This is a genomic window from Streptomyces sp. NPDC033178, assembly GCF_055577685.1.
The window spans coordinates 208,749-233,774 of the sequence record NZ_JBVIPT010000003.1; the positions used below are offsets into that span (position 1 = coordinate 208,749).

General features: G+C 70.5%; 25 protein-coding genes. 6 read left to right on the plus strand and 19 right to left on the minus strand.

All coding sequences use genetic code 11. The features are described 5' to 3' along the window. Positions 1-6: 6 nt before the first annotated feature. From ispG to ACZ5VQ_RS08335, 16 genes are all read right to left on the minus strand, one after another. Positions 7-1,188, minus strand: coding sequence for a flavodoxin-dependent (E)-4-hydroxy-3-methylbut-2-enyl-diphosphate synthase (gene ispG, locus ACZ5VQ_RS08260; protein WP_055616154.1), 1,182 nt, complete (start codon positions 1,186-1,188; stop codon positions 7-9). A gap of 4 nt (positions 1,189-1,192) precedes the next feature. Then, on the minus strand, positions 1,193-2,215 hold the full coding sequence (hpnH, locus tag ACZ5VQ_RS08265) for an adenosyl-hopene transferase HpnH (RefSeq protein WP_469104207.1): 1,023 nt from the start codon (positions 2,213-2,215) through the stop codon (positions 1,193-1,195). Positions 2,216-2,220: 5 nt separating this feature from the next. After that, complete coding sequence (locus ACZ5VQ_RS08270) at positions 2,221-2,865, minus strand: phosphorylase family protein (protein ID WP_469104208.1); 645 nt, start codon at positions 2,863-2,865, stop codon at positions 2,221-2,223. Next, positions 2,865-4,883 carry a squalene--hopene cyclase gene (gene shc, locus ACZ5VQ_RS08275; RefSeq protein WP_469104209.1) on the minus strand — a complete coding sequence of 673 codons (2,019 nt, stop codon included), beginning with the start codon at positions 4,881-4,883 and terminating at the stop codon, positions 2,865-2,867. Before shc ends, ACZ5VQ_RS08270 begins: the two co-directional genes overlap by 1 nt. A gap of 112 nt (positions 4,884-4,995) precedes the next feature. Then, entirely contained in the window at positions 4,996-6,126 is a 1,131-nt protein-coding gene (locus ACZ5VQ_RS08280; protein ID WP_200394684.1) for a polyprenyl synthetase family protein, read from the minus strand. After that, positions 6,123-7,547: a hydroxysqualene dehydroxylase HpnE gene (gene hpnE / locus ACZ5VQ_RS08285; protein WP_469104210.1), complete on the minus strand. Its 1,425-nt coding sequence runs from the start codon at positions 7,545-7,547 to the stop codon at positions 6,123-6,125. Before hpnE ends, ACZ5VQ_RS08280 begins: the two co-directional genes overlap by 4 nt. After that, the gene (locus tag ACZ5VQ_RS08290) at positions 7,544-7,684 is read right to left on the minus strand and encodes a DUF6380 family protein (RefSeq protein WP_469104575.1); all 141 of its coding nucleotides are present in this window, start codon (positions 7,682-7,684) and stop codon (positions 7,544-7,546) included. Before ACZ5VQ_RS08290 ends, hpnE begins: the two co-directional genes overlap by 4 nt. After that, positions 7,684-8,604: a presqualene diphosphate synthase HpnD gene (gene hpnD / locus ACZ5VQ_RS08295; RefSeq protein WP_307887923.1), complete on the minus strand. Its 921-nt coding sequence runs from the start codon at positions 8,602-8,604 to the stop codon at positions 7,684-7,686. Before hpnD ends, ACZ5VQ_RS08290 begins: the two co-directional genes overlap by 1 nt. A gap of 26 nt (positions 8,605-8,630) precedes the next feature. Further along, a complete protein-coding gene (gene hpnC / locus ACZ5VQ_RS08300; protein ID WP_469104211.1) occupies positions 8,631-9,533 on the minus strand; it encodes a squalene synthase HpnC in 903 nt (300 codons plus the stop codon). 374 nt (positions 9,534-9,907) lie between these two features. Then, a complete protein-coding gene (locus tag ACZ5VQ_RS08305) occupies positions 9,908-10,687 on the minus strand; it encodes an ABC transporter ATP-binding protein (protein WP_362073131.1) in 780 nt (259 codons plus the stop codon). Then, positions 10,680-11,609: an ABC transporter permease gene (locus tag ACZ5VQ_RS08310; protein ID WP_190227418.1), complete on the minus strand. Its 930-nt coding sequence runs from the start codon at positions 11,607-11,609 to the stop codon at positions 10,680-10,682. Before ACZ5VQ_RS08310 ends, ACZ5VQ_RS08305 begins: the two co-directional genes overlap by 8 nt. A gap of 98 nt (positions 11,610-11,707) precedes the next feature. Continuing rightward, positions 11,708-12,592, minus strand: a complete 885-nt coding sequence (locus ACZ5VQ_RS08315) for a glycosyltransferase family 2 protein (RefSeq protein ID WP_469104212.1) — start codon at positions 12,590-12,592, stop codon at positions 11,708-11,710. After that, positions 12,589-13,368: a CDP-alcohol phosphatidyltransferase family protein gene (locus tag ACZ5VQ_RS08320; RefSeq protein ID WP_388905169.1), complete on the minus strand. Its 780-nt coding sequence runs from the start codon at positions 13,366-13,368 to the stop codon at positions 12,589-12,591. The genes ACZ5VQ_RS08315 and ACZ5VQ_RS08320 overlap by 4 nt, the downstream gene beginning before the upstream one ends. Continuing rightward, on the minus strand, positions 13,346-14,407 hold the full coding sequence (locus ACZ5VQ_RS08325; RefSeq protein ID WP_469104213.1) for an iron-containing alcohol dehydrogenase family protein: 1,062 nt from the start codon (positions 14,405-14,407) through the stop codon (positions 13,346-13,348). Before ACZ5VQ_RS08325 ends, ACZ5VQ_RS08320 begins: the two co-directional genes overlap by 23 nt. After that, positions 14,395-15,147, minus strand: a complete 753-nt coding sequence (locus ACZ5VQ_RS08330) for a phosphocholine cytidylyltransferase family protein (protein WP_200394692.1) — start codon at positions 15,145-15,147, stop codon at positions 14,395-14,397. Before ACZ5VQ_RS08330 ends, ACZ5VQ_RS08325 begins: the two co-directional genes overlap by 13 nt. After that, the gene (locus ACZ5VQ_RS08335) at positions 15,144-16,940 is read right to left on the minus strand and encodes a DUF5941 domain-containing protein (RefSeq protein WP_469104576.1); all 1,797 of its coding nucleotides are present in this window, start codon (positions 16,938-16,940) and stop codon (positions 15,144-15,146) included. The genes ACZ5VQ_RS08330 and ACZ5VQ_RS08335 overlap by 4 nt, the downstream gene beginning before the upstream one ends. Before the next feature lie 334 nt (positions 16,941-17,274). Here ACZ5VQ_RS08335 and galE point away from each other — a divergent pair, with 334 nt between their 5' ends. The 3 genes from galE to idi all read left to right on the plus strand — a co-directional run bounded on the left by galE (position 17,275) and on the right by idi (position 20,317). Next, positions 17,275-18,264: a UDP-glucose 4-epimerase GalE gene (galE, locus tag ACZ5VQ_RS08340; protein WP_469104214.1), complete on the plus strand. Its 990-nt coding sequence runs from the start codon at positions 17,275-17,277 to the stop codon at positions 18,262-18,264. 182 nt (positions 18,265-18,446) lie between these two features. Next, complete coding sequence (locus ACZ5VQ_RS08345) at positions 18,447-19,391, plus strand: cation diffusion facilitator family transporter (protein ID WP_469104215.1); 945 nt, start codon at positions 18,447-18,449, stop codon at positions 19,389-19,391. Positions 19,392-19,723: 332 nt separating this feature from the next. Beyond that, positions 19,724-20,317, plus strand: coding sequence for an isopentenyl-diphosphate Delta-isomerase (gene idi, locus ACZ5VQ_RS08350; RefSeq protein WP_362073147.1), 594 nt, complete (start codon positions 19,724-19,726; stop codon positions 20,315-20,317). Between the two features lie 59 nt (positions 20,318-20,376). Here idi and ACZ5VQ_RS08355 read toward each other — a convergent pair whose 3' ends face one another. Beyond that, on the minus strand, positions 20,377-20,883 hold the full coding sequence (locus ACZ5VQ_RS08355) for an ATP-binding protein (protein ID WP_469104577.1): 507 nt from the start codon (positions 20,881-20,883) through the stop codon (positions 20,377-20,379). A gap of 267 nt (positions 20,884-21,150) precedes the next feature. On the opposite strand from ACZ5VQ_RS08355, the gene ACZ5VQ_RS08360 reads away from it, so the two are divergent. After that, positions 21,151-21,924: an enoyl-CoA hydratase/isomerase family protein gene (locus tag ACZ5VQ_RS08360; RefSeq protein ID WP_469104216.1), complete on the plus strand. Its 774-nt coding sequence runs from the start codon at positions 21,151-21,153 to the stop codon at positions 21,922-21,924. Here ACZ5VQ_RS08360 and ACZ5VQ_RS08365 read toward each other — a convergent pair. Both ACZ5VQ_RS08365 and ACZ5VQ_RS08370 read right to left on the minus strand, forming a co-directional pair. Continuing rightward, complete coding sequence (locus tag ACZ5VQ_RS08365) at positions 21,911-22,546, minus strand: DJ-1/PfpI family protein (protein ID WP_469104217.1); 636 nt, start codon at positions 22,544-22,546, stop codon at positions 21,911-21,913. The genes ACZ5VQ_RS08360 and ACZ5VQ_RS08365 overlap by 14 nt on opposite strands. A gap of 116 nt (positions 22,547-22,662) precedes the next feature. Beyond that, the gene (locus tag ACZ5VQ_RS08370; protein ID WP_469104218.1) at positions 22,663-23,631 is read right to left on the minus strand and encodes a GlxA family transcriptional regulator; all 969 of its coding nucleotides are present in this window, start codon (positions 23,629-23,631) and stop codon (positions 22,663-22,665) included. Positions 23,632-23,778: 147 nt separating this feature from the next. Here ACZ5VQ_RS08370 and ACZ5VQ_RS08375 point away from each other — a divergent pair, with 147 nt between their 5' ends. Both ACZ5VQ_RS08375 and ACZ5VQ_RS08380 read left to right on the plus strand, forming a co-directional pair. Then, positions 23,779-24,645, plus strand: coding sequence for an SCO6745 family protein (locus ACZ5VQ_RS08375; protein ID WP_469104219.1), 867 nt, complete (start codon positions 23,779-23,781; stop codon positions 24,643-24,645). Between the two features lie 149 nt (positions 24,646-24,794). Next, the gene (locus ACZ5VQ_RS08380; RefSeq protein WP_189839553.1) at positions 24,795-24,935 is read left to right on the plus strand and encodes an LPFR motif small protein; all 141 of its coding nucleotides are present in this window, start codon (positions 24,795-24,797) and stop codon (positions 24,933-24,935) included. Positions 24,936-25,026 lie beyond the last annotated feature (91 nt).

Genomic DNA, 25,026 nt, shown 5'->3' on the forward strand with positions numbered 1-25,026 from the left:
CTCCAGCTAACTCGCGGTGACGGTGGGTTGCCCCGGCACCGTGACCTCCGGCTCGCCTGACGCGACGCCGTCCGCCTCCATCTGCTCGGCGATCTTCATCGCCTCGTCGATGAGGGTCTCCACGATCTTCGACTCGGGCACCGTCTTGATGACCTCGCCCTTGACGAAGATCTGGCCCTTGCCATTGCCGGAGGCGACCCCCAGGTCCGCCTCCCTGGCCTCTCCCGGTCCGTTGACGACGCAGCCCATGACCGCGACACGGAGGGGCACTTCCATGCCCTCCAGGCCGGCCGTGACCTCGTCGGCCAGTTTGTAGACGTCGACCTGGGCCCGCCCGCAGGAGGGACAGGACACGATCTCCAGCCGCCGCTGCCTGAGATTCAGCGACTCCAGGATCTGGATGCCGACCTTGCACTCCTCGGCGGGCGGCGCGCTCAGGGAGACCCGGATGGTGTCCCCGATGCCCTCGGCGAGCAGCGCCCCGAAGGCCACCGCGGACTTGATGGTCCCCTGGAAGGCGGGTCCCGCCTCGGTCACGCCGAGGTGCAGCGGGTAGTCGCACTGGGCCGCCAGCTGCCGGTAGGCGTTGACCATCACGACCGGGTCGTTGTGCTTGACCGAGATCTTGATGTCCCGGAACCCGTGCTCCTCGAAGAGCGATGCCTCCCAGAGCGCCGACTCGACGAGCGCCTCGGGCGTCGCCTTGCCGTACTTCTGGAGCAGCCGCCGGTCCAGCGAACCCGCGTTGACCCCGATCCGGATCGGCGTGCCGTGGTCCTTCGCGGCCCGCGCGATCTCCTTCACCTTGTCGTCGAACTGCTTGATGTTGCCCGGGTTCACGCGGACCGCCGCGCAGCCCGCCTCGATCGCGGCGAACACGTACTTCGGCTGGAAGTGGATGTCCGCGATCACCGGGATCTGCGACTTGCGCGCGATGGTGGCCAGCGCGTCCGCGTCGTCCTGCGTGGGACAGGCGACGCGGACGATCTGGCAGCCGGACGCGGTGAGTTCGGCGATCTGCTGCAGGGTGGCGCCGATGTCCGACGTACGCGTCGTCGTCATCGACTGGACGGACACGGGTGCCCCGCCCCCGACCGCCACCGGTCCGACCTGGATCTGCCGCGACACACGGCGCTCCGCGATCGGCCGGACGGGCACCTCGGGGAGGCCCAAGGAGATGGCGGTCACGACGTCACCCGCGGTTTCCGGAGACGGTGTCGCGGGCGGCCCGCAGGGACTCCTTGAGGGAGCCCATGGTGGCCAGGACCGCTGTCGGCTCGTATCCGCAGTGCGCCATGCAGTTGGCGCAGCGCGGGTCCTTGCCGCGGCCGTACGAGTCCCAGTCGGTGTCCTCGATGAGTTCCCGGTACGTCGTGACATACCCGTCGCTCATCAGGTAGCAGGGCTTCTGCCAGCCGAAGAGCGAGTAGTTGGGGATCGCCCACGCCGTGCACGGGAAGTCGACCTTGCCCTCCAGGAAGTCCAGGAAGAGCGGGGAGTGGTTGAGCCGCCAGCGCCGCCGGTTGCCGCCCGCGAAGGCCTTCTTGAACAGTTCGCGGGTCTGCTCCACGCCCAGGAAGTGCTCCTGGTCGGGCGCCTTCTCGTAGGCGTACGCGGGCGAGATCATCATCTCGTCCACGTGCAGGTCGTCATTGAGGAAGTTGAGGACCTCGATGATCGTCTGCGGGGTGTCGGTGTTGAAGAAGGTCGAGTTGGTGGTGACCCGGAAGCCGCGCTTCTTGGCCTCCTTGATGGCCGCCACGGCCTCATCGAACACTCCCTCCTTCGCGACGGACTCGTCGTGCCGCTCACGCAGGCCGTCGATGTGCACGGCGAAGGCGAAGTACGGCGAGGGCGTGAACTTGTCCATCTTCTTGCGCAGCAGCATGGCGTTGGTGCACAGGAAGACGTACTTCTTCCTGGCCACCAGCTGCCGCACGATCTCGTCGATCTTCGGGTGCATCAGGGGCTCGCCGCCGGCGATGGACACCATCGGCGCCCCGGACTCCAGCACCGCCCCGACGGCCTGGGCCACCGGCATGCGCTGCTTGAGCACTCCGGCCGGGTGCTGGATCTTGCCGCAGCCCTCGCATGCCAGATTGCAGGCGTAGAGCGGTTCAAGCTCGACGATCAGCGGAAACTTCTCGCGCTTGCGCAGTTTCTGTTCAAAGAGATACGTCGCGACCTTGATGGTCTGGCGGAGCGGCATGGCCATCTGGCTCACCTCCTGGGGAGCAGCAAAGAACGGTGCCATTCGAAGAAAGCGGGAAGAACGGCACGAAGAACGCGGAAGGCTGATATTCCACCGCGCACCGTGCCGATCCGGACGAGTTCATGTTCTGGAGCGTCCACGACCACCCGGACGGCCGCAACCGGGCGCATGCCCGCGCGGACGGCGCTGTGGAGTGTGGCCGCCGACTCCATGTCGACCGCGATAGCGCCGGTCGCGAGCAGTTCCGACCGTTCCTGACCGCGGATGACGTGATCGGAGCCGGTGAGCGGCCCCGTGTGGACGGTGCGCCCGGGCAGGGCTCGCGCCAGTTCCTTGACGAGCAGGTCGGTGCCCACACAGGGCGTGGTGCCGCGCGGGTCCCGGGTCTCGTCGGCGACGACCAGGTCCCCCGGGTGCATGCCGGGGGCGAGCCCGGCACAGAAGCCCGTGGCCAGGACGGCCGCCCCACTCAGCGCGGGTCCGGTCAGGGCCCGGGTGACCGCCCGCTCGGCGGCCTCCGGCCCCATGCCCGTACGCAGCACGGTGACCGGGCCGTCGGCGCTGCCCCGGTCGCCGCCGGTGCGCAGGGCGAGCTGCTCGATGCCGAGCGCGCAGGCGATCAGCAGCGGGGCGGCGCCCGGTGTCGTGCTCATCAGCTCGCCCTGCCGAAGGAGCCCTGCCGGTCGGCGAACGGTTCGCCGTTGACGTACCGGCCGAGCGCGGTGAGCGGGAAGACCTGCCGGTAGAGGTGGTAGTTGATCGAGAAGTCCCACGGGAACCCCGTACCGGTGAAGTACGGCTCGTCCCAGGAGCCGTCCGCCAGCTGGGTCTCCGCGAGCCACGCGACACCGCGCTCGGCGGCCTTGGAGTCGCGCTCCCCGGCCGCGAGCAGCGCCAGCAGCGCCCACCCGGTCTGAGATGCGGTCGAGGCGCCGCGCCCGCTCCACTCGGCGACGTCGTGGTAGGAGCGCAGGTCCTCGCCCCAGCCGCCGTCGTCGTTCTGCACGGTCTCCAGCCACGCCACGGCCCGGCGGATCGCGGGATGCGACCCGGGCAGCCCGGCGGCGACCAGCGCGGGCACCACCGACCCGGTTCCGTATACGTAGTTGACGCCCCAGCGGCCGAACCAGGAGCCGTTCGCCTCCTGTTCGGCGAGCAGCCACTCGATGCCTCGGCGGGTACGCGGGTCGTGGGACAGTCCCTCGATCGCGAGCATCTCCACGACGTGCGCGGTGACGTCGGCGGACGGCGGGTCGATGACCTCGCCGAAGTCGCAGAACGGCAGCCGGTTGGGGAAGGGGCTGGTGTTGTCGACGTCGAATGCGCCCCACGCGCCGTTCCTCGACTGCATGCCGAGGTTCCAGCGCACCCCGCGCCCGATGGCCTTCTCCATGCGCTCCGGGTCGTGGTGCTTGACGCGGCGCAGCGCGAGGACGACCTCCGCGGTGTCGTCGATGTCGGGGTAGTTGTCGTTGTGGAACTCGAACGCCCAGCCGCCCGGCGGCAGATGGGGCCGCTTGACCGCCCAGTCCCCCGGGCGGACGATCTCCTCTCCGAGCATCCAGTCCGCGGCCTTCACCAGCTGCGGATGGTCGGCGGGCACGCCCGCGTCGGCGAGCGCGATGGTCGCGAGGCAGGTGTCCCACACCGGCGACTGGCAGGCCTCGATCATCCGGGCCCCGTCCTCGCGCCAGACGGTGAACCGGTCGAGGGACGCCAACCCCTCGCGCATCACCGGGTGTTGGAGGTCGTAGCCCAGCAGGTGCAGCGCGATGATCGAGTACACGGCGGGCGGCTGGATGCCTCCCCAGCAGCCGTCGTTCTCCTGTCGCTCGATGATCCAGCGGGCGGCGGTGTTCATCGCGGCCCTGCGGAGTCGGCGCGGCGCGACCTTGCGGTAGGTGTGCAGGGCCTTGTCGAGCCGCTGGAAGACCCCGTCCCAACTCCCCACGGGGGCAAGGGGCTTGACCGGGTTCGGGTTGTTCGCGTCGGTGTGCAGCTCGTCGAGCGCGAACGGCGCGGGCCGTACCGGACGCTTGGCCGAGACGACGGTGAGCGGCACGATGGTCTGCCGCGCCCAGCACCCGAAGTCGTAGATGTTGAGCGGCACCCACTTGGGGAAGTAGATGAGCTCCGGCGGGAGTTCGGGCAGGTCGTCCCACTTCCACCAGCCGAACAGGGCGAGCCAGATCCGGGTGAAGACCCGGGCCGAGGCGATGCCGCCCCGCTCGCGGATCCACGCGGACGCCTTCGCCATGTGCGGCTCGTCCGGCGCGTCACCGGCCAGCCGCAGGGCGACGTACGCCTCGATGGTGGTGGAGAGTTCGCCCGGTCCGCCGTAGAAGGTGGCCCAGGTGCCGTCCTCGCGCTGCTCGCCGCGGATGAAGAGGCCGGCGGCGCGGGTGGTCGCCTCGTCGCGGATGCCCAGGAACTGACGCAGCAGCAGGTCCTCGGCGTCCATCGTGACGTTCGTCTCAAGGTCGCCCTTCCACCAACCCTGGGCGTCCTGCGTGGAGAGCAGGAAGTCGGTGGCGCGCAGTATCGCGCGCTCGGCGGCGTCTCGGGTGTCGACTGTCCCGGCCGCCTCGGGAGTCGTGACTTCTGTGGTTTCGCTGGCCGCGGTTGCGCGGGGCGGCAGGGCCCCGGTGCTTCCGTCGGTCGTCGCTGTCATGGCTTCCCCTTCGTGCAGTGGCATGTCTCTGCTGTGGGTCCGCCGTCGGCCGGTGCTCGTTCTCCCGCGGCACCGGCCGGCGACTACGCGAGGCTTATTCGACCGATAGTGATCATCTCTTTCGTACGACGACGAAGTCGGCGAGCTCAACGAACTGGGCCCGTACGTGGTCCGGCATGAGGATCGTGTCGAGGGCCTCGATGGCGATGGTGTGCTGGCGGCGCGCCTCCTGGGCGGTCCACTCGCGGCCGCCCGCCTGCTCGATGAGCGCGGCGCGCGCGGCGAACTCCTCCTCGGAGAAGTTCTCGAAGTCGCTGCTCTTGGCGTCCTCGGCGAGCAGTTCACCCAGGCGCTCGGAGGCCGGGCCGCCCGCCGCGAGCGCGGCGACGACCGGCAGGGACTTCTTGCGCTGGCGCAGGTCGCTCCAGGTCTGCTTGCCGGTGGCCACCGGGTCGCCCCAGATGCCGAGCAGGTCGTCGACGGCCTGGAAGGCGAGGCCGAGGTGGTAGCCGTACTTCTCCAGCGTGTCGGCGGTGACGTCGTCGGCGCCGCCGAGAACCGCGCCGATGGAGCAGGCGCAGGCGAGCAGGGCGCCCGTCTTGTTGCCCTCCATCTCCAGGCACTCCTCGACGCTGACCCGGTCGCGGTGCTCATAGGAGATGTCCTGCGCCTGGCCGTCGATCAGGGCGCGGGTGGCGGTGGTCAGTCGGCGCGTGGCACGGCCCGCCTCGACCGTGCCGAGCTCCAGGAGCAGCTCGTTGGCCAGCGCGAACAGGGCGTCGCCGACGAGGATGGCCTGGGCGGGGCCGTGCACCTTCCAGACGGTGTCACGGTGGCGGCGCTGCTCGTCGCCGTCCATCAGGTCGTCGTGCAGGAGCGAGAAGTTGTGCACCAGTTCAACGGCGACCGCGCCCGGCACGCCCACCTCGGGGGCCGCGCCGGCGGCCTCGGCGGACATGACGGCGAGGGCGGGACGTACGGCCTTGCCGCCGTCTCCCTCGGCGGGGTTGCCTTCGGCGTCGATCCAGCCGAAGTGGTAGGCGGCGACGGTGTCCATGGGAGGGGCGAGGCGGTTGATGGCCGCCCTCAGTACCGGAGTGGCCAGGGTCCGGCCGCGCTCCAGGAGCGCGGTCACGTCCACCGCGTCGGCAGCCGTCGATGCCGGGGGCACAGTGGGCACAGTCTCTCCTCTTGTGGTGATACGGGGGGTGCGGGGGCCCGCCGCGCTCAGTTCGAGCGTCACGCCGCCTCCTCGAAGAGTTCGAGGAGGTGGTCGCGGGGCCGGCCCAGGGCGCTCAGCGCGGCGTCCGCCGCGCTCACGCCACTGCGGACCGCACTCTCCATGGTCGCGGGCCACCCTGTGGCGGTCCACGCGCCGGCCAGGTAGAGGCCGGGTGCCTTGGTGCGGGCGCCGGGCCGCAGCCGCCCGACGCCGGGGGTCGGAGCGAACGTCGCCGTGCGCTCCCGGGTCACGAAGAAGTCCCGGACCTCGGCGCCGCGGGTGCCGGGCAGCAGCCGCTCCAGCTCCGGCAGGTACCGCTCGCGCAGTGCCGAGACGGGTTCGTCGATCTCGTCCTGCGCGGCCGACTGCGACAGCGCGAGGTACTGGCCGTCCGAGAGCCCGGACGCCTCGGTCCGGTCGAAGACCCACTGCACCGGCGAGCCGAGTGCGGCGAAGAACGGCCGGCTGAGCACCTTGCGGTCGTACACGACGTGGATGTTGAGGATCGGTGCCGTACCGATGTCGAGGAGCTGCTCAGGGGCGTCGAGGGTGCCGTCGGGCAGCAGATCGTGGGCCTCGCGCTGCGGTACGGCGAGCACGACCGCGTCGGCGTCGAGCGTCTCGCCGGGAACCTGAACGCTCCAACGGCCGTTCCCGTGTTGGGAGATGGAGGTGACCCGTGTCCGGAGTTCGGTACGGACGCCCGCGGAGTCGAGCGCCTTGCGGGCCAGCCGGTCGTGCAGTTCACCCAGCGGGACGCGTGCCCAGCCGATGTCGGCCGCGCCCGGATCGGACAGCAGACCGGTCTTGAACACCATCGCGGCGAGCCCGAGCGAAGCGTCGCCGGCCACCGCGTTGAGGGTGGCGACCCCCACCAGGTCCCACAGTGCCTCGATGGCGCGCTCCGACTGACCGTGCGCGGCCAGCCAGGTGCCGAAGTTCTGCGCGTCGAGCGCCGGATCCGCGAGGTCGAGGCCCTTCAGGGCCAGCGCGGCACGTCCTACTCTGGCGCGCTCGGCGAGCGACAGATGGGGATAGGTCGCGAGGCTTTTCGCCAGATGCAGTGGTACGGGCAACGCCGTGCGGCCGATTCTGCCGAGTCTGCGCCCGGGTTTCGCGTCGGCGTCGAGAACGGGCACGTCGAGACGATCCTGCAGGGGAGCAAGCTCTGCTCCGTCGACGCGGTCGAGGAACCAGCGGTACGCGGTGCAGCAGCGCAGATACACATGCTGGCCGTTGTCCACGGTGAGAGCGCCGCGCTGGAAGGAGAAGGCCAGCCCGCCGAGACGCGGCCTGCCCTCCACCAGCGTCACACGCACCCCGGAGTCGGCGAGCGCGAGCGCGGTGGTGATTCCGGCGAGCCCCCCGCCGACCACCACGGCCGTCGCCGGGCGGCTCTGCGGATCCGCGTCGAGCCCCTCGTCCTGCGTCGTGTCGTTCATCGTGCACCTTCCCCCGAAGCCGGGCCGCGCTGATCGAACAGTGCACGGTCGGCCGTTGAAGTCAGGGACGCGGTCCCCGACCGGAGGGTTGCGCGCCGTTTCCCTGGACTTGCGTCATCTTGGCCCAAAGCGTCCATCAAGCGCGCCTCCTGATGGTTCGGCGCGAGACGTGCCGCGCGTCGAGGCCGGAAAGGCCCCGCACGGCGACGTACGCCTTCTCGCGGCCGGGCAATGAGACACGGCCGCGCAGGACGGCCTCCGGCTCGCGCTCGATGCGGTCGAGGAGGCGGCGGTAGATGCCGGCCATGGCCGCGACACAGGCGCCGCTGCGGCGGTCCAGCATGGGCAGCAGCCGGTAGCCCTCCGCGAAAAGGGCGCGGGCCCGTCGCACTTCGAAGTGGACGAGGCCCGCGAAGTCGGAACCGGCCGGTGGATACGCTCCGTCGAAGCCAGCCGAGCAGCCGAATTTCGCCAGGTCGTCCGCGGGCAGATAGGTCCGCCCGTCCTCGGCGTCCTCGCGAACATCCCTGAGGATGTTGGTGAGTTGCAGCGCGAGCCCGAGCGTGTCGGCATACTCGGGCGCCCGCTCGGCACCGCGCGCCCCCGGTTCCGTACCGAACACGCCGAGCGAGAGGCGGCCGATGGCCCCTGCCACGCAGCGGCAGTAGACCTTGAGGTCGTCCCAGGTCTCGTAGGTCTCGCCGCGGACGTCCATCAGGACGCCGTCGATCAGTTCGTCGAGGCCGTCGAGCGGGACCGGGAAGTGGTCCGCCGTGTGGCTGAGGGCGACCGCGACCGGGTCGGTGTCGTCCTCGTCCACGGAGCGGTCGCGGACCCGGGCGAGCAGCGCCCGGGTGTCTTCGAGGCGCGCGGCCTTGACGTCGGGGGCGAGCGTGCCGTCTCCGATGTCGTCGACGCGGCGCGAGAACGCGTACAGCGCCGACATGGCGCGACGCTTGGGCGTCGGCAGCAGTCTGATGCCGTACGCGAAATTGCGGGCCTGCTGCCCGGTGATCGCCTCGCAGTAGCTGTATGCGGCGAGTACCGGTGCGGACATGTGCGGCGGAGCCTCCACGGTCCGGATCACCCCTCTCCTCGCAGAGTCACTCCCACCTCGCGCAGCAACTGGATCTTGCCGGGCTTGGGCGGGCCGGAAAGTACGTCGTATTCGGCGGCGGCAATCGCACGGATTGCCGCCCTTCCTCCTGCAACGAAGCCCGCGAGCAGCAGCCTCAGCCTGCCGTGGACGCTACCCACGAGGGGGGTGCCTTCATTCAGGAGGTTCAGGGCGCGTTCTGCTTCGTATGCAACCAGTGCGCGCACCGATGCGCCTGCCGTGGCCGTGGCCAGATCCGCCTCCTGGACATGAAAGCGCTTCATGTCCTCGGCGGGCAGATAGATACGGTCGCGGTCCAGATCCTCGGCGACGTCCTGGAGGTGCTCGACGATCTGCAGTGCCGTGCAGACGGCGTCCGAGCGGCGGACCCGCTCGGGGGTCGAGGTGCCGGTGACCGAGAGGACCAGTCGGCCGACGGGGTTCGCGGACAGTTCGCAGTAAGCGACGAGGTCGTCGTAGGTCTCGTACCGCTGGACGAGCTGGTCCTGGCGGTTCGCCGCGATCAGGCCGAGGAAGGGCTCGGGGGTCAGCCCGGCGCGGCGGACCGTCGGCTGGAGGCGGCGCAGGAGCGGGTGGCGGGGGGTCGCGTCGAAGACCCTGCGGAGATCGGTCTCGAGGGCGTCGAGGAGGAGCAGCCGGTCCTCGGCCTCCTCGGGGGACACGCCCAGGAGGCGGGCGTCGGCACCGCCGGGGGCCAGGTCGCCGTCGCCGATGTCGTCGACCAGGCGGGCGAAGCCGTAGACGGCCATCAGGTCGGCGCGCCATGCCCTGGGCAGGAAGAACGGTGCCACGGGGAAGTTCTCGTCCGTGGCCTTGTCCAGGGTGCTGCGCTCCGGGTCACCGGCGCGCGCGGTCCCGGCTGGCGTCACCGCTCACTGCCTGGGCCGGGAACGGCACACGCACAGACGGCACACGCGCAGCTGAGCTGGAGAGTTTCCGTAGCCATTGCCGTCACATCTCCCGTTCTACACTGCCGACCCAATACAGACTATTTCGGACACGCCGCCCGGACGTCCGCGCAGCAGACCCTATGCCGGGTGTCGCGCATTATCGCCCTACTTGCCGCGAATCAGCACCGGTACAGCTTACGTTGTACAACCCGCCATGCCTCGTCGGGGTGTCCTGCACATCACAACAACACACCGATTGGCGTCAAGATTCCTAAGGACGCCCAGAGTTGGCGTTTCCTTTGCAGACGCAGGGCCCCGCCGGAACGTTCCGACGGGGCCCTGAGCGATTCGGGCTACTTGCCCGTGAACTTCTCGTACTCCTTGATGACCTCGTCGGTCGGGCCGTCCAGGCGCAGCTCGCCGCGCTCCAGCCACAGGACGCGGTCGCACGTGTCACGGATCGACTTGTTGTTGTGGCTGACGAGAAAGACCGTGCCCGCGCTCTTGCGCAGCTCGCGGATGCGGGCCTCGGAGCGCTTCTGGAAGGAGCGGTCGCCGGTCGCCAGGGCCTCGTCGATCATCAGGACGTCGTGGTCCTTGGCCGCCGCGATGGAGAAGCGCAGCCGGGCGGCCATACCGGAGGAGTAGGTGCGCATCGGCAGGGTGATGAAGTCGCCCTTCTCGTTGATGCCGGAGAAGTCGACGATGTCCTGGTAGCGCTCCCGGACCTGCTCGCGGGACATCCCCATGGCGAGCCCGCCGAGGATGACGTTCCGCTCGCCCGTGAGGTCGTTCATCAGGGCCGCGTTGACGCCGAGGAGCGAGGGCTGGCCGTCGGTGTAGACGTGCCCCTTCTCGGCGGGGAGCAGTCCCGCGATGGCCCGCAGCAGGGTGGACTTGCCGGAGCCGTTGGAGCCGATCAGGCCGATCGCCTCGCCGCGGTAGGCCTTGAAGGAGACCCCACGGACGGCGTGCACCTTGCGGACACCACGGTCCTCGCCGCGCTTGATTATGCGGCTGAGGGCCGCGGTGGCGCTGCCCTTGCCGGTCTTGGCGCCGTTGACCCGGTAGACGATGTGCAACTCGTCCGCGATGACGGTGGGGATCTGGTCCCCGGTGTTTTCCTCAGCCACGGCCGTAGCGCTCCTCAGCCTTCCAGAAGTACACGAATCCGCCGACGGCGACGAGGAGGGCCCAGCCGGCCGAGACCGCCCACACGTGCGGGGGCAGGTTCTCGGAACCGTAGCCGTCGATCAGCGCGAAGCGCATCAGGTCCATGTAGATGGCGGCCGGGTTCCACTGAAGGATGTCGGCGATCCAGGCAGGGTGCTTCTCCAGCATCACGGGGATCGAGAACATCACACCGGACGCGTACATCCACGTACGCATCACGAACGGCATGAGCTGGGCGAGGTCCGGGGTCTTGGCGCCCATCCGGGCCATGATCATCGCCAGGCCGGTGTTGAAGAGGAACTGCAGCGCGAGCACCGGAACGATCAGGAGCCAGGACAGGCCCGGGTAGCTGCCGAAGCCGACCGCCACGACGAACAGCACGATCATCGAGAAGAGCAGCTGCTGGAGCTGCTGCAGCGAGAACGAGATCGGCAGCGCGGCGCGCGGGAAGTGCAGCGCCCTGACCAGGCCGAGGTTCCCGGAGATCGCGCGGACTCCCGCCATCACCGAGCTCTGGGTGAAGGTGAAGACGAAGACGCCCGTCACCAGGAACGGGATGTAGACCTCCTGGGGCATACCGCGGTCGGCGCCCAGGATCAGGCCGAAGATCAGGAAGTACACGAGTGCGTTCAGCAGCGGTGTGGCCACCTGCCAGAGCTGGCCGAGCTTGGCCTGGCTGTACTGGGCGGTCAGCTTCGCCTGCGAGAAGGCAAGGATGAAGTGACGCCGTCCCCAGAGCTGGCGGACGTACTCGACGAGTCCGGGCCGGGCGCCGCTGACGGCAAGCCCGTACTTGGCGGCGAGGTCCGCCGCGGAGAGCCCTTCATCGGGCGACGGAGGGGCGCTCACCGCGACACCACCGTCATGCGTTGTCTCACTCACAAGTGGAAACTTTCGTCCTCAAGATACGCAGCCTGGTCGGGCGTAGGCCAAAGCCAGGGACCGGGGTACGGCCCGAATGCTCTCAGATTTCGAGCTTGTCAGATGACGGGTGGCCGGCCCAGTCTGGTCAGGCGCCATACCGTACGCCACTTCATGGGGCGCCGGGGGCCGCACGGACTGGTCCAGCCCTCCTTGAAACCACCGAACCAGGCTCTCAGCGCGGGGCGGGAGGGGCGTCGGGCGAGGGTCAGCAGCATCCACACGCCGAGATACACGGGAACCAGCGGCGCGGGCAGATTGCGACGGGCCAGCCAGACACGGTTGCGGGCGACCATCCGGTGGTAGATCGCGTGCCGCGAGGGGGCGGTCGTGGGGTGGTACAGCACCATGTCCGAGCGGTAGTCGATCATCCAGCCCGCGTCGAGGGCACGCCAGGCGAGGTCGGTCTCCTCGTGGGCGTAGAAGAACTCGTCGGGCAGTCCGCCGACCTGGCCGAGCACCTTCGTACGGACGGCGTTGGCGCCGCCGAGGAAGGTGGTGACGCGCGAGTTGCGCATCGGGTCGGAGGCGCGCAGCCGGGGCACGTGGCGGCGCTGGGTGACGCCGGTCTCGGGGTCGGCGATGCGGAAGCTGATGATGCCGAGCTCCGGGTCGGCCGCGAAGGCCTGCCGGCAGAGCTCCGCGGTGTCGTGGTTCGCGAGGAGGCCGTCGTCGTCCAGGAAGAGAAGGACGTCCACGTCGGTTCCGCCGGGGCCGAACGCCTCGATGCCGACGTTGCGGCCGCCGGGGATGCCGAGGTTCTCGGCCAGCTCGACCGTCCGTACGCCCGCGGGGACGTCCGGTACGGGCGAGCCGTTGCCGACCACGACCACCTGGACCGGGTCGCCGTCCTGCTTGGCGACCGAGTCGAGGAGGGCACGGAGTTCGTCGGGGCGGTTACCCATGGTGATGATCACCGCGCCGACCTTCATGGCCGTGCTCACTTCAGCCTGCTCGAAGCGAGGATGGACACCAGGTGCAGCACGGTCTGCAGCAGCGCGATGCCGGCCAGGACCGCGACGCCGAGTCGCGAGAAGAACAGGTCGTCCCTGACCGTGTCCAGGACCGCGAGGACCAGGATCAGCAGGGAGGCCTCTATGCCGAGGACGAGCCGGTGGAACTTGAGAGCGCCGGCGGCCCGGCGGGCCAGCGCCATGCCGGAGGAGCGCGGCTCGGACGCCGACTCCTGGACCGGCGCCTTGCCGGTCTGGTGCCGGGCGACCCCGACGAGGTCGGTCTCGGACTTGATCAGGACGGCGCCGAGGGCGGCCAGGGTGCCGAGGAAGGCCCACAGCCAGTCGATCCGCCCGGTGCCCCACAGGTCCGCGGCGCGCAGGCCGAAGCCGACCAGGACCGCGGCGTCGCACAGGTAGGCGGCGACCCGGTCGACGTACACCCCGGTCATCGAGTACTGCTTGCGCCAGCGGGCGATCTCGCCGTCGACGCAGTCGAACAGCAGGTACAGCTGGACCATCAGTACGCCGAGCAGGGCGCCCGGGATGCCCGGCACCAGCAGGGCCGGGGCGGCGAGCACGCCGAAGACGGTCATCACGTAGGTCAGCTGGTTGGGCGTGACCCGGGTGTTCACCAGGTGCCGGTCGATGCGCAGCGAGATCTCGCGCATGTAGAGCCGGCCTCCCCAGTGCTCGCCGCTCCGCCGGTCCTTCACACCCGGGGGGTGGACGACCGGGCGGAGCTCAGCTACCGATGGCTTTTGCATAGTCGGCGTATGCGTCCCTGATCTGGTCGGTGGACAGGTCGAGGTGTTCGAGGATCGTGTAGCGGCCCGGCCTGGTCGACGGAGCGAACTCCACGACCTGGACGAACTCCTCCACGGTGAAGCCGATCTCGTCCGGGAGCACGGGGAGGCCGTGGCGCTGCAGGACCTCGGCCATGTACGCCGACTCCTCGCGGGCACCGCGCAGGTGCATCGCGAAGGCCGCGCCCAGACCGCACTGCTCGCCATGGCTGGCGGCGCGCTTGGGGAAGAGCAGGTCGAAGGCGTGGTTGATCTCGTGGCAGGCACCGGACGCCGGGCGGGAGTCGCCCGCCACCGACATGGAGATGCCGGTGAGGACCAGGCCCTCGGCGAGCACTTGGAGGAAGGCGTCGTCGCCGACGCCGCCCGGGTGCCGCAGCACGGCCTCGCCGGCCTGGCGGGCCATCGCGGCGGCCAGGCCGTCGATCGCCTCGCCCTTCTCACGGTTGGCCAGCTCCCAGTCCGCGACCGCGGAGATGTTGGACAGGGCGTCGCCAATACCGGAGCGCACGAAGCGGACGGGAGCCTCACGGATCACGTCGAGGTCGATGATGACCGCGATCGGGTTCGGCACACCGTAGGAACCACGGCCCGCGTCGTTGTCGAGGGTCGCGACCGGCGAGCACAGACCGTCGTGCGAGAGGTTCGTGGCGACGGCGACCAGCGGGAGGCCGATGCGTGCCGCGGCGAACTTCGCGCAGTCGATGATCTTGCCGCCGCCGAGGCCGACGACCGCGTCGTAGTGCCCCTTCTTCATGACGTCGGCGAGCTTGATCGCGTCGTCCAGGGTGCCGCCCCCGACCTCGAACCAGTCGGCGCCCGGCATCGCCGGGGCCAGCCGGTCACGCAGCTTGGCGCCCGAGCCGCCGCTGATCGCGACGGCCAGCTTGCCGGAGTGCGAGATGCGCTGGTCGGCGAGGACACTCGCCAGGTCGTCCAGGGCACCCGGACGGATGTCGACGACGACCGGCGAGGGGATGAGCCTCGTCAGTACTGGCACGCGATCACGCGTCCCTTGGCGAGGTCGTCGTGGTTGTCGATCTCGACCCACTTGACGTCGCCGATGGGGGCCACGTCGATACGGAAGCCGCGATTCACGAGCTCCTGGTAGCCGTGCTCGTAGAACTGCTGCGGGTCGGTCTCGAAGACCGTCTTCAGCGCGTCGGCCAGCTCGTCGGCCGCGTCGCCCTCGATGAGGGTGACGCCGATGTACTCACCGGTCGCCTCGGCCGGGTCCATCAGCTTGGTGATCTTGGTCATGCCGCCCTCGGGGCCGACGACGACCTTCATCTCCTCGTCGGCGAGGGACTTCACCGTGTCGAGGGCGAGGATGATCTTCTTGCCGTCGCCGCGGGCGGCGAGCAGGGTCTTCTCGACGGAGACCGGGTGCACGGTGTCGCCGTTGGCGAGGATCACCGAGTGCTTGATGGCGTCACGGCCGCACCACAGGGAGTAGGCGTTGTTCCACTCCTCGGCCTTGTCGTTGTCGATCAGAGTGATCTTGACGCCGTACTTCTGCTCCAGCGCCTCGCGACGCTCGTAGACGGCCTCCTTGCGGTAACCGACGATGATCGCGACCTCGGTCAGGCCGATCTCGGCGAAGTTGCCGAGCGTGAGGTCGAGCACGGTGATGCTGTCCTCGTTGCCCTCGGGTCCCACCGGCACCAGTGCCTTGGGCAGGGTGTCGGTGTAGGGGCGCAGACGCCGTCCGGCGCCGGCAGCCAGCACGAGGCCGATCATGCGGGTTCTCCTTCATCGTGTACGGCGGGTGCGCCGAGTTTGTGGGCGGTCACCCAGAAGCGGATGCTCTCGACGAGCACCACGAGCGCCACGGCCACGGCGAGAGCCGTGAGCGCGACCTTGAAATCTGTGGCCGTGAGCAGCGCGGCCAGGACGGTGACCAGCAGCGTCCTGCCTTCGTGCCCGCCGATCGCCCGCACCAGCCAGTGCGGCGGCGCGCCGGCGTTGCCGCGGATGCGGTACACCGTGTCGTAGTGATGGTAGGCGACGGCCGCCACCAGCCCGAAAGCCGCAGGAAGGGCTCCGTTCACATCGGCTTTGGCCGCCAGTACCAGTACGGTCCCGTATTCGGCCGCCCGGTAGAACGGCGGAACCAGCCAGTCCAGGGCGCCCTTCAGGGGCCGCTGCAGGGCCACGGGCGACAGCAGGACGTACACGCCGGCGCCCAGGACGGGCCACCAACTGCCGTACGGGGAAAGCCAGGAGGCGCCCACGACGAGTGCACCGGCGACCAGGGCGACGACGGCCGGGCCGCTGAGGCGCACACCGCGCGTCAGGCGGGCCAGGAACTCGGCGAGCGGACCGGAGTCGGTGAGGTCGGCCAGGGCCTGGGCGGCGCGGTCGGTGCGCTGTGCCTTGCGGGTCAGGGACCTGAGCACCCGGCCCGCGGTCGTGTACGTCGCGGCGAAGGCACAGCCGATCAGCAGCACGTAGAAGGTGATGCGGGGCGTCGTGACCGCCGTGAGGACGGCGATCATCGCCCAGCGCTCGCCGATGGGCAGCACGATCATGCGGCGCAGCCAGACCGTCCAGCCGACGCTGTCGAGCCTGCCGGAAAGGGCCGCGGTGGGGCTGGTGTTGGCGGTGGCGTCGTGGTTCGCCTCGTTGAAGGAGAAGTCGACGACGTGCCGGCAGGTCTGCAGGACCATCGCGCCGAGGGCGAGCGCCCATACGTCGTCACCGCCGCGGGCCGCGCCGAGGGCGAGGCCCGCGTAGTAGGCGTACTCCTTGGCGCGGTCGAAGGTCGCGTCGAGCCAGGCGCCGAGCGTGGAGTACTGCAGGGAGTAGCGGGCGAGCTGGCCGTCCGTGCAGTCGAGGACGAAGGAGAAGAGGAGCAGCAGCCCCGCGGCGACGTAGCCGGCACGGGTGCCGGTCGCCGCGCAGCCCGCCGCGATCAGCGCGGTGATCAGCGAGGCCGTGGTGACCTGGTTCGGGGTGAAGCCGCGGCGGGCGCACCAGCGGGCGAGGTAGCGGGAGTACGGGCTGATGCAGTACGTCGTGAAGAAGCCGTCGCGGGACTTCACGGCCGTACGCAGCCTGATCGCCTCGTCGTCCACGACGGAGACGGCCTGCCGGGCCTCGTTGCGGGCCTGCGGGTCCCTCGGCACCTCGGCGACGAGTTCGCCGAGTTCGGGGCGGTGCAGGTCGGTGTCGAGGACCTCCGCGATCCGCTCGGCGAGGATGCCGACCACCACCGAGCCGTTCGAGGCGTCGTCGGAGGCGGTGCGCAGCGCGCGGGTCAGCGCCGGACGGGCCGCGGGCCGGGCGGTGACGGCACCGGGGATCGCGGCGGCGTCGAAGCGCGGGTCGGTCAGGCCGAGCCGCAGCGCGTGGACGTGCCCCACGAAGCGGGCGTCGACGACGGCGACCCGCCGGTCGGCGGGGACGGCGGCGAGGAGCGTCTCGGCGTCGGCCGCGTCAGTGGCGACCCGCACGTCGAAGCCGAGCGACCGGAGATCGTTCTCGAGCGACGACCCGGGGACCGGCTGACCGGTGAGGATGGCGGTCGACAGACGAACTCACTCCTCTGGGTTCCGGCGTACGCCGACGCCGGGCATGTGCGTGGTGGGGGGCGCCCCAGGCCGGGGGCGGCCGGGCAGCGTGTCGGCAGAGGCTATCGGATGATGGGAACGGACCGTTCACCGGCCGTTCACGGCCCGATCAACAGGGTCTGCTGTGCCGCGTCCGCCGCGATCATCATCGGGGATCCGGGCCCCGGCCCACAAACCACGGCTGATTCCACCGCAATTCATGGCATAGCTCCCGTCATGGTTCTTGTCGTCGCTTGCCCCTCCTCATGCCCGCGCACCGATCCGGGCGCGTGGGACCGGCATAGGGTTGGCGTCCATGACATGGCTGATCACAGGCGGAGCTGGATACATCGGGGCACACGTGGTGCGTGCCATGACCGGGGCCGGGGAGCGCGTGGTCGCGCTGGACGACCTCTCGGCCGGCGTCCCCGCGCGGCTGCCCGACGACATTCCTCTGGTCCAGGGTTCGTCGCTGGACGGGGAGCTGCTGAAGCGGGTGTTCGCCGAGCACGCGGTGACGGGTGTGGTGCACCTGGCCGCGCGCAAGCAGGTCGGCGAGTCCGTGGCCCAGCCCACGCGCTACTACCAGGAGAACGTCGGAGGACTCGCCACGCTCCTGGAGGCGGTCGCCGGGGCGGGCATCGAGCGCTTCCTCTTCTCCTCCTCCGCCGCCGTCTACGGCAACCCGGATGTGGATCTCATCACGGAGGACACTCCCTGTGTCCCGGTGAACCCCTACGGCGAGACGAAGCTCGCAGGTGAGTGGCTGGTGCGGGCGGCGGGGCGCGCGCACGGCATCGCGACGGTGTGTCTGCGCTACTTCAACGTGGCGGGCGCTGCCACGCCCGAACTGGCGGACACCGGCGTCTTCAACGTGGTCCCGATGGTCTTCGACCGGCTCACACGCGACGAGGCCCCGCGGATCTTCGGCGACGACTATCCGACGCCGGACGGCACGTGCGTACGGGACTACATCCACGTCGCCGACCTCGCCGAGGCACATCTCGCGGCGGCCCGGCGGCTGACCTCGGCGGGCGGCGAGGGCGATCCGGGTGATCAGGGCGATCTGACGGTCAACATCGGCCGCGGCGAAGGGGTTTCGGTACGCGAGCTCGTGACGCTCATCGGCGAGGTCACCGGTGACAGCCGTCCGGCGCTCGTCGAGCCGCGCCGGCCGGGCGACGCCCCGCGCGCGGTCGCCTCGGCCGCGCTGGCCGCCGAGAAGCTGGAGTGGACCGCGCGCCGCGGGGTGCGCGAGATGGTCGAGTCGGCCTGGGAGGGCTGGCGGCTGCACCACCCCGGATGACCCGCCGGGCAGCCCGCCGGAGGACGCCCCGTCCGTTCCGGTCCCCGCTCTGACCTGCGGAGCGTTTCCGCAGGTCAGAGCATATGACAACGGTGTTCAGTACCGCGTTGCACATACCCCCCACCCGTAGTTCACTGGAGATCGCCGACAGGGCGTCGGGGCGATTTCGGAGGGTGGTTCTCATGGGGGCCGGTCACAGTCACGGGCATGCGCACGGCGCCGCCGGCGGGGGTGGGGGCACGGCGGCAGCGGCGTACCGCGGGAGGCTGCGCGTCGCGCTGTGGATCACGCTCACCGTCATGGTGGTCGAGATCGTCGGCGGGATCGTCGCGAACTCGCTCGCGCTCGTCGCGGACGCGGCACACATGGCGACGGACGCGCTCGGCCTCGCCATGGCGCTGCTCGCGATCCACTTCGCGGGCCGCCCGCCGAGCGGGAACCGCACGTTCGGCTACGCGCGCGCCGAGATCCTCGCCGCGCTCGCGAACTGTCTGCTGCTGCTCGGGGCGGGCGGGTACGTCCTGTACGAGGCGATCCAGCGCTTCGTGACCCCGGCGGAGACCGAGGGCGGTCTGACCGCCGCGTTCGGCCTGATCGGTCTGGTCGCGAACATGATCTCGCTGTCGCTGCTGATGCGCGGGCAGAAGGAGAGTCTGAACGTGCGCGGCGCGTTCCTGGAGGTCGCCGCGGACGCGCTGGGCTCGCTGGCGGTGCTGGTCTCCGCCGTCCTGGTCCTGACCACGGGCTGGCAGGCCGCCGACCCGGTCGCCTCGATCGTCATCGGCCTGATGATCGTTCCTCGTACGTGGAAGCTGCTGCGGGAGACCCTGAACGTGCTCCTGGAGGCGGCGCCCGACGACGTCGACATGGCTGCGGTGCGCTCGCACATCCGTGCGCTGCCGGGTGTCGAGGGCGTCCACGATCTGCATGCCTGGACGATCACCTCGGGGCTGCCGGTGCTCTCCGCGCACGTGGTCGTCGGAGCCGAGGCCCTCGACACCATCGGCCACGAGAAGATGCTGCACGAGCTGCGGACCTGCCTCGGCGACCACTTCGACGTGGAGCACTGCACCTTCCAGCTGGAGCCCGACGGGCATGCGGCGCACGAGCTGCGTCTCTGCCACTGAGCTGCGGGGACGGGCGGGCGTACGTCCGGTGACGGAGGCGACACGCGCGTGCGAGGGCGGTCGGGGAGCACTGCGTACCGACTTCGGGTTACGGCATCCGGCCCGGATTCCAGGTACCGGAGGCAGCAGTGGTGGCGCCTGACCGGACGGTTCCGCCCCGGTGGCGCCGGGCACGATCAGGTGTCCGGCCGCTTTCGGCGTCCGACCGGCGCCGGCCGCGATGCCCGGTTCGGCCGAGGGGCGGAACCGGACATGCGGGACTCCGCGTGATGCCGGGAGTGCCGGTTTCGTACGGCAGACTTGGGGCTTGAAGACCGATGCGAAGGATGGGTATGCCGATCACACCTGCCACCGCGACGCACAGTTCGTCGAACGGCACCGCCGAAGCCATCTTGCTCGAACTGGTAGACGAGGACGGCACCACGATCGGCACGGCGGAGAAGCTCACGGCCCATCAGCCGCCCGGGCAGCTGCACCGGGCGTTCTCCGTCTTCCTCTTCGACGAGCGGGGCCGGCTGCTGCTCCAGCAGCGGGCTCTCGGCAAGTACCACTCCCCCGGTGTCTGGTCCAACACGTGCTGCGGTCATCCGTATCCCGGCGAGGCACCCTTCGCGGCGGCCGCGCGGCGGACGTACGAGGAGCTGGGGGTCTCGCCGTCGCTGCTCGCCGAGGCGGGGACGGTGCGGTACAACCACCCCGATCCGGAGTCGGGACTGGTGGAGCAGGAGTTCAATCACCTGTTCGTGGGGATGGTGCAGTCTGCTGTGCGGCCGGATCCCGAGGAGGTGGGATCCACGGCGTTCGTGACCGCGGGGGAGCTTGTGGAGCGGCATGCGGAGGATCCGTTCTCCGCGTGGTTCATGACTGTGCTGGATTCGGCCCGGCCGGCGATTCGGGAGTTGACCGGGGCCGCCGCAGGTTGGTGACCGCCCGCATCTGAAGTGGCTGCGGGCCCGTGTGGCTGGTTGCGCAGTTCCCCGCGCCCCTAAAGGGGCGCGGGTGCGAGTGGCAGCGCCGACCAGATCACCTTGCCGCCTGTTGCCGTGTGTTCCACGTCGCAGACTCCGCCTGCTTCTCTCGTGACCTCGCGGACCAGGAGGAGGCCGCGGCCGCCGGTCTGGCCGTGGTCGGCCTCCAGGGCGGTCGGGCGGTAGGGGTGGTTGTCCTCGACGGAGACGCGCACCCACTCGGCGCCGACGGCGATCTCCACGGCGAGCATCGGGGAGAGCAGTGCCGCGTGCCGGACCGCGTTGGTGACCAGCTCCGAAACGATCAGCAGGAGCCCCTGGACCAGCTCGTCCGAGACGGGTACGCCCTGGCGGGCCAGCAGGTCCCGGACGGCGTGCCGCGCCTGCGGTACCGAGGAGTCGACGGCGGGAGCGGTGAACCGCCACACCCCCTCGTACGGCAGCGGGCCCGGCGGTCTGACATCGGGGAGCGCCTCCCCGTCGCCTTCGGGGCGTGGGCCGGACCCCCGCCCCTGGTCGTCCATCGTCCGGTCGCCGCCCTTGCGCTCGATTGTCACCACACGTCGAGTGTTGGTAACGCGCTGGTCCGTACCGGATAACTGAACAGAAGTCAGCGAGTATCGGCGATTTCTGATCACCTGCGCATGACACCGTCAGCTGTGAGACCGGTCCTGTCCGTCTTGTGCCGAATCCGGAACTCTTCGGGTTGTACGGGTTTGCTCCGGGCGGCGCAGCGTGATCTCGAGGCCTGCTTGATCGTGCGTTCGACGAGGGCGGATAGCATCCGGCCCATGGAGCCGCAGCTGCTGCACAGCGTCGCCGACGGGGTCGCCACCGTCGTCATCCACCATCCGGCGAAGCGCAACGCCATGACCGCGGACATGTGGCGGGCGCTGCCGCCGCTCCTCGACACACTGGCCGCCGACTCCGCCGTACGTGTGCTCGTGCTCACCGGTGAGGGCGGGACGTTCTGTGCAGGGGCCGACATCTCCTCGCTGCGGGGTTCGTCGGGCGAGGCACAGGGGCTGGCCGTACGGGCCGAGGAGGCGCTCGCCGCGTTCGCCAGGCCGACGCTCGCCGCCGTACGCGGCTACTGCGTGGGTGGTGGGTGTCAGCTCGCGGCGGCGTGCGATCTGCGGTTCGCGGACGAGGAGGCGTCGTTCGGGATCACTCCGGCGAAGCTGGGAATCGTCTACGCGGCCTCCTCCACCCGGCGGTTGGTGTCACTCGTGGGGCCCGCTACCGCCAAGTACCTGTTGTTCTCGGGCGAGTTGATCGACGGGGAGCGTGCGCTGCGTACCGGCCTGGTGGACGAGGTGCTGCCCGGCGGCGAACTCGACAAGCGGGTCGCGGAGTTCAGCCGGATCCTCGTCTCGCGTTCGCAGTTGACGCAGGCCGCGGCGAAGGAGTTCGCCGACGGGCGTACGGACCGGGACGCCTACTGGGCACGGCAGGCGCGCGACGGTGGCGACACCGCGGAAGGGGTCGCCGCCTTCCTGGAGCGCCGGCCGCCCGACTTCACCTGGACCACGCCCGCGTCCGGGCCCCCGCCTACGCCACGTTGAAGCGGCTGCCCGAACGGAACCGCTCGACGAGATGGGCCGGGGCCTTCTGCGGTGAGCCGGCGTCGTAGGGCGGCTGCGGGTCGTACTCCGTCAACAGCTGTACCGCCTGGGCCTGTTCGTCGCCCGCGATCCTGCCGAGCAGCGTGAGTCCCATGTCGATGCCGGACGAGACGCCGGCCGCCGTGACGTACTTGCCGTCGGTCACGACCCGCTCGCCGGTCGGCTCGGCGCCGAAGTTCTTCAGGTGGTCGAGGGCCAGCCAGTGGGAGGTAGCACGGCGGCCCTCCAGGAGTCCGGCCGCCGCGAGCAGCAGTGAACCGGTGCACACGGATGTCGTCCAGGTGCTCGTGGTGTCCGCCGCGCGCAGCCAGTCGAGGAGCGCCTCGTTGTCCATCTGCGGGGTCTGGCCGGGGCCACCGGGGACCACGACGATGTCCGGGTTCGTGACCTCGGCGAGGGTCTTGTCGGCGGTGATGGCCAGGTTGCCGGTGTCCGTGCGGACGGGTCCCGTCTGCTCGGCGACGAAGACCGTCTGCGAGTCGGGGAGGCGGCCCAGGGTTTCGTAGGGGCCCACTGCGTCGAGGGCGGTGAAGCGGTCGAAGAGGACGATGGCGATCTGCATGGGTGCCTTTCGATTTCCTGAGGTGCGGAGGTCTGTGCGTTCCGTGCGGGTCGTGTGTGGCTGGTTGCGCAGTTCCCCGCGCCCCTGAAGGGGCGCCTGTGGGCCCGGTGTCCACATCACGGAGTCGGCGCCGGTCGGAAACGGCGGCGGTACTCCGCCGGAGCCGAGCCCAGGGTTCTGACGAACGCCCGGCGCATGGCCTCCGGGGTGCCGTAGCCGCTGGCCCGGGCGATCTGTTCGATGCCATCCGTGGTGTCCTCCAGGAGGCGGCGGGCGTGTTCGAGGCGGACGGTGTCGACGTAGCGGCCCGGGGTCACGCCCGTCTCGGACTGGAAGGCGCGGGCGAAGTGGCGGGGCGACAGGCGGGCGCGGGCCGCGAGCGACTCGACGCACAGGTCGTCGCCCGGGTGCTCGGTGATCCAGTGCTGGACCTCTCGGAGCGGTTCGCGGCGGGCCGTCTGCGCGGAGAGCTGGGCACTGAACTGGGCCTGGTTCCCCGGGCGCCGGAGGAAGACGACGAGATACCGGGCGACGCTGAGCGCGGCGTCCCGGCCGAGGTCCTCCTCGACCAGCGCGAGGGCCAGGTCGATGCCGGCGGTGACACCGGCCGAGGTGGCCACATGGCCGTCGCGTACGTAGATGGGGTCCGGGTCGACCTCGATGGCCGGGTGGTCCCGGGCAAGCCGGTCGCAGTACGCCCAGTGGGTGGTCACGCGGCGGCCGTCCAGGAGGCCCGCCTCGGCGAGCAGGATCGCGCCGGTGCAGACGGAGACCAGGCGGTCGGCGCGCGGGCCGTGCTCACGCAGCCAGTCGATCACGCGTGGATCGGGACCGCGTGTGCCCCTGCCTCCCGGAACGAGCAGGGTGTGCGGCGCCGGGGCCTCGGCCAGGGCGTGGTCCGGGACGACGGTCAGGCCACTGGAGGTGCGTACGGGAGCGCCGTCCAGGGAGGCGGTGTGGATGCGGTACGTCTCTCCGGGCTCACCGGCGAAGGTGTCGGCGCCGGTGAAGACCTCCACGGGACCCGTGACGTCGAGGCTCTGGACGCCGTCGAAGAGGACGACGAGGACGGTTCGGAACGCCATGGGCTCGATTCTTCGCGGGCGGCGGGATGTCCGCAATGACGAGTACCCCACCTTTCCTGCCATGGAGCCATGCGGAGACCCTGGACGGCCGACCCGATCGCCGCCCCGCCATTCCGTACGTACCAACCAGTCGGTAACGTGCCGGGCATGACCACAGCCCTGCCGGAGCGCGCCGGACGCCGGTGTCACAACGTCCTCAATCCCCTGCACTCGACCCACTACTTCTCGCCCGATCTCGCGGAGCAGCTGGCCGGGGTCGGTGTCACGGACCCCAGGGCGGCGTACTTCGCGGTGCGGGCCGCGGCCATGGGGCCGGTGGGCGCGGGCACGGTGACGGCGACGTTCTACAACTTCCGCCACGACCTGGTCGCGCGGCACGTACCCGAGGTGTGGCAGACCGCCTCTCCGGAGGTGGTGCTCGCGGCACGCGCGCGTGCCGTGGACGCGACGCTGCGCCGGCTGCTCGGGGACGAGATGCTCGCCGCCAAGGAGGTCGCCGAGGCGGCCGAACTCGCGCTGCGCGCGGCCGAGGCGTGCACCCGTACCGCCCGCCCGCTGTACGCCGCGCACGCTGATCTGCCGGTCCCCGGTGAGCCGCACCTCGCGCTGTGGCACGCGGCCACCCTGCTGCGCGAGCACCGCGGCGACGGACATCTCGCGGCGCTGCTCGACGCGGAACTCGACCCCCTGGAGGCGCTGGTGAGCCACACCGCGACCGGCAAGGGGATGGCCCCGAGGTGGGTCCTCGCCACGCGCGGCTGGGCCCGCGAGGACTGGGACGCGGCGGTGAGCCGTCTCAGGGGGCGCGGACTGCTGAACGCCGAGGGCGAGTTGACGGAGGCGGGGGTCGCCTTGCGCAAGGAGATCGAGACGCGGACGGACCGCCTCGACGCGGCCCCGTACGAGCACCTGGGCGCCCCGGGCGTCGAACGCCTCACCGAGTTGGCCACGGGGCTGCTCATGGCGGCGATGGCCGCGGGGGCGTTCCCGGAGGGCATGATCGGCAAGAACTGAGCGCGGCGGGGTCGCGGCGGAGGGTGTCTGTCGTCGGGCACGCGCGCGTGGCTTCGGGGTGGCGCTCGCCCGGCCGGGATTCGGAACCCCGTAACGAGGTACTCGGTCCTTCCCCGGTCGTGCCGGCCGGGAGAGGAAAGGGGAAAGACGTGTTCCGTGCCATCGCAGACGTGCTGCGGCAGATCGGTGGGGCCATCGCCACGGTTGTGACGCTGCCGTTCCGGGCCCTGGCCCGGCTGTTCGGCGGCGCCTCCCAGTCGACACGCGGCGGGCGGGGTCGCAGGGCCTGACCGCCGACTGCCACCGGAGCCGGAGACGCCACGGGCGTGTCCGGCTCCCCGCATGTCCGCCGCCGTGTCGAGACCCTGTTCGCCGCCCTGA

What these genes read in the sequence shown, in the direction of transcription:
- idi (WP_362073147.1), top strand. Translation starts at nt 19,724, where the DNA reads ATGCCGATCACACCTGCCACCGCGACGCACAGTTCGTCGAACGGCACC.
- ACZ5VQ_RS08290 (WP_469104575.1), bottom strand. Translation starts at nt 7,684, where the DNA reads ATGGACGCTTTGGGCCAAGATGACGCAAGTCCAGGGAAACGGCGCGCA.
- shc (WP_469104209.1), bottom strand. Translation starts at nt 4,883, where the DNA reads ATGACAGCGACGACCGACGGAAGCACCGGGGCCCTGCCGCCCCGCGCA.
- ACZ5VQ_RS08370 (WP_469104218.1), bottom strand. Translation starts at nt 23,631, where the DNA reads ATGGCGTTCCGAACCGTCCTCGTCGTCCTCTTCGACGGCGTCCAGAGC.
- ACZ5VQ_RS08360 (WP_469104216.1), top strand. Translation starts at nt 21,151, where the DNA reads ATGGAGCCGCAGCTGCTGCACAGCGTCGCCGACGGGGTCGCCACCGTC.
- hpnE (WP_469104210.1), bottom strand. Translation starts at nt 7,547, where the DNA reads ATGAACGACACGACGCAGGACGAGGGGCTCGACGCGGATCCGCAGAGC.
- ACZ5VQ_RS08355 (WP_469104577.1), bottom strand. Translation starts at nt 20,883, where the DNA reads ATGGACGACCAGGGGCGGGGGTCCGGCCCACGCCCCGAAGGCGACGGG.
- hpnD (WP_307887923.1), bottom strand. Translation starts at nt 8,604, where the DNA reads ATGTCCGCACCGGTACTCGCCGCATACAGCTACTGCGAGGCGATCACC.
- ACZ5VQ_RS08345 (WP_469104215.1), top strand. Translation starts at nt 18,447, where the DNA reads ATGGGGGCCGGTCACAGTCACGGGCATGCGCACGGCGCCGCCGGCGGG.
- ACZ5VQ_RS08375 (WP_469104219.1), top strand. Translation starts at nt 23,779, where the DNA reads ATGACCACAGCCCTGCCGGAGCGCGCCGGACGCCGGTGTCACAACGTC.
- ACZ5VQ_RS08330 (WP_200394692.1), bottom strand. Translation starts at nt 15,147, where the DNA reads ATGATCGGCCTCGTGCTGGCTGCCGGCGCCGGACGGCGTCTGCGCCCC.
- ACZ5VQ_RS08320 (WP_388905169.1), bottom strand. Translation starts at nt 13,368, where the DNA reads ATGCAAAAGCCATCGGTAGCTGAGCTCCGCCCGGTCGTCCACCCCCCG.
- hpnH (WP_469104207.1), bottom strand. Translation starts at nt 2,215, where the DNA reads ATGGCCATGCCGCTCCGCCAGACCATCAAGGTCGCGACGTATCTCTTT.
- ACZ5VQ_RS08270 (WP_469104208.1), bottom strand. Translation starts at nt 2,865, where the DNA reads ATGAGCACGACACCGGGCGCCGCCCCGCTGCTGATCGCCTGCGCGCTC.
- galE (WP_469104214.1), top strand. Translation starts at nt 17,275, where the DNA reads ATGACATGGCTGATCACAGGCGGAGCTGGATACATCGGGGCACACGTG.
- ACZ5VQ_RS08365 (WP_469104217.1), bottom strand. Translation starts at nt 22,546, where the DNA reads ATGCAGATCGCCATCGTCCTCTTCGACCGCTTCACCGCCCTCGACGCA.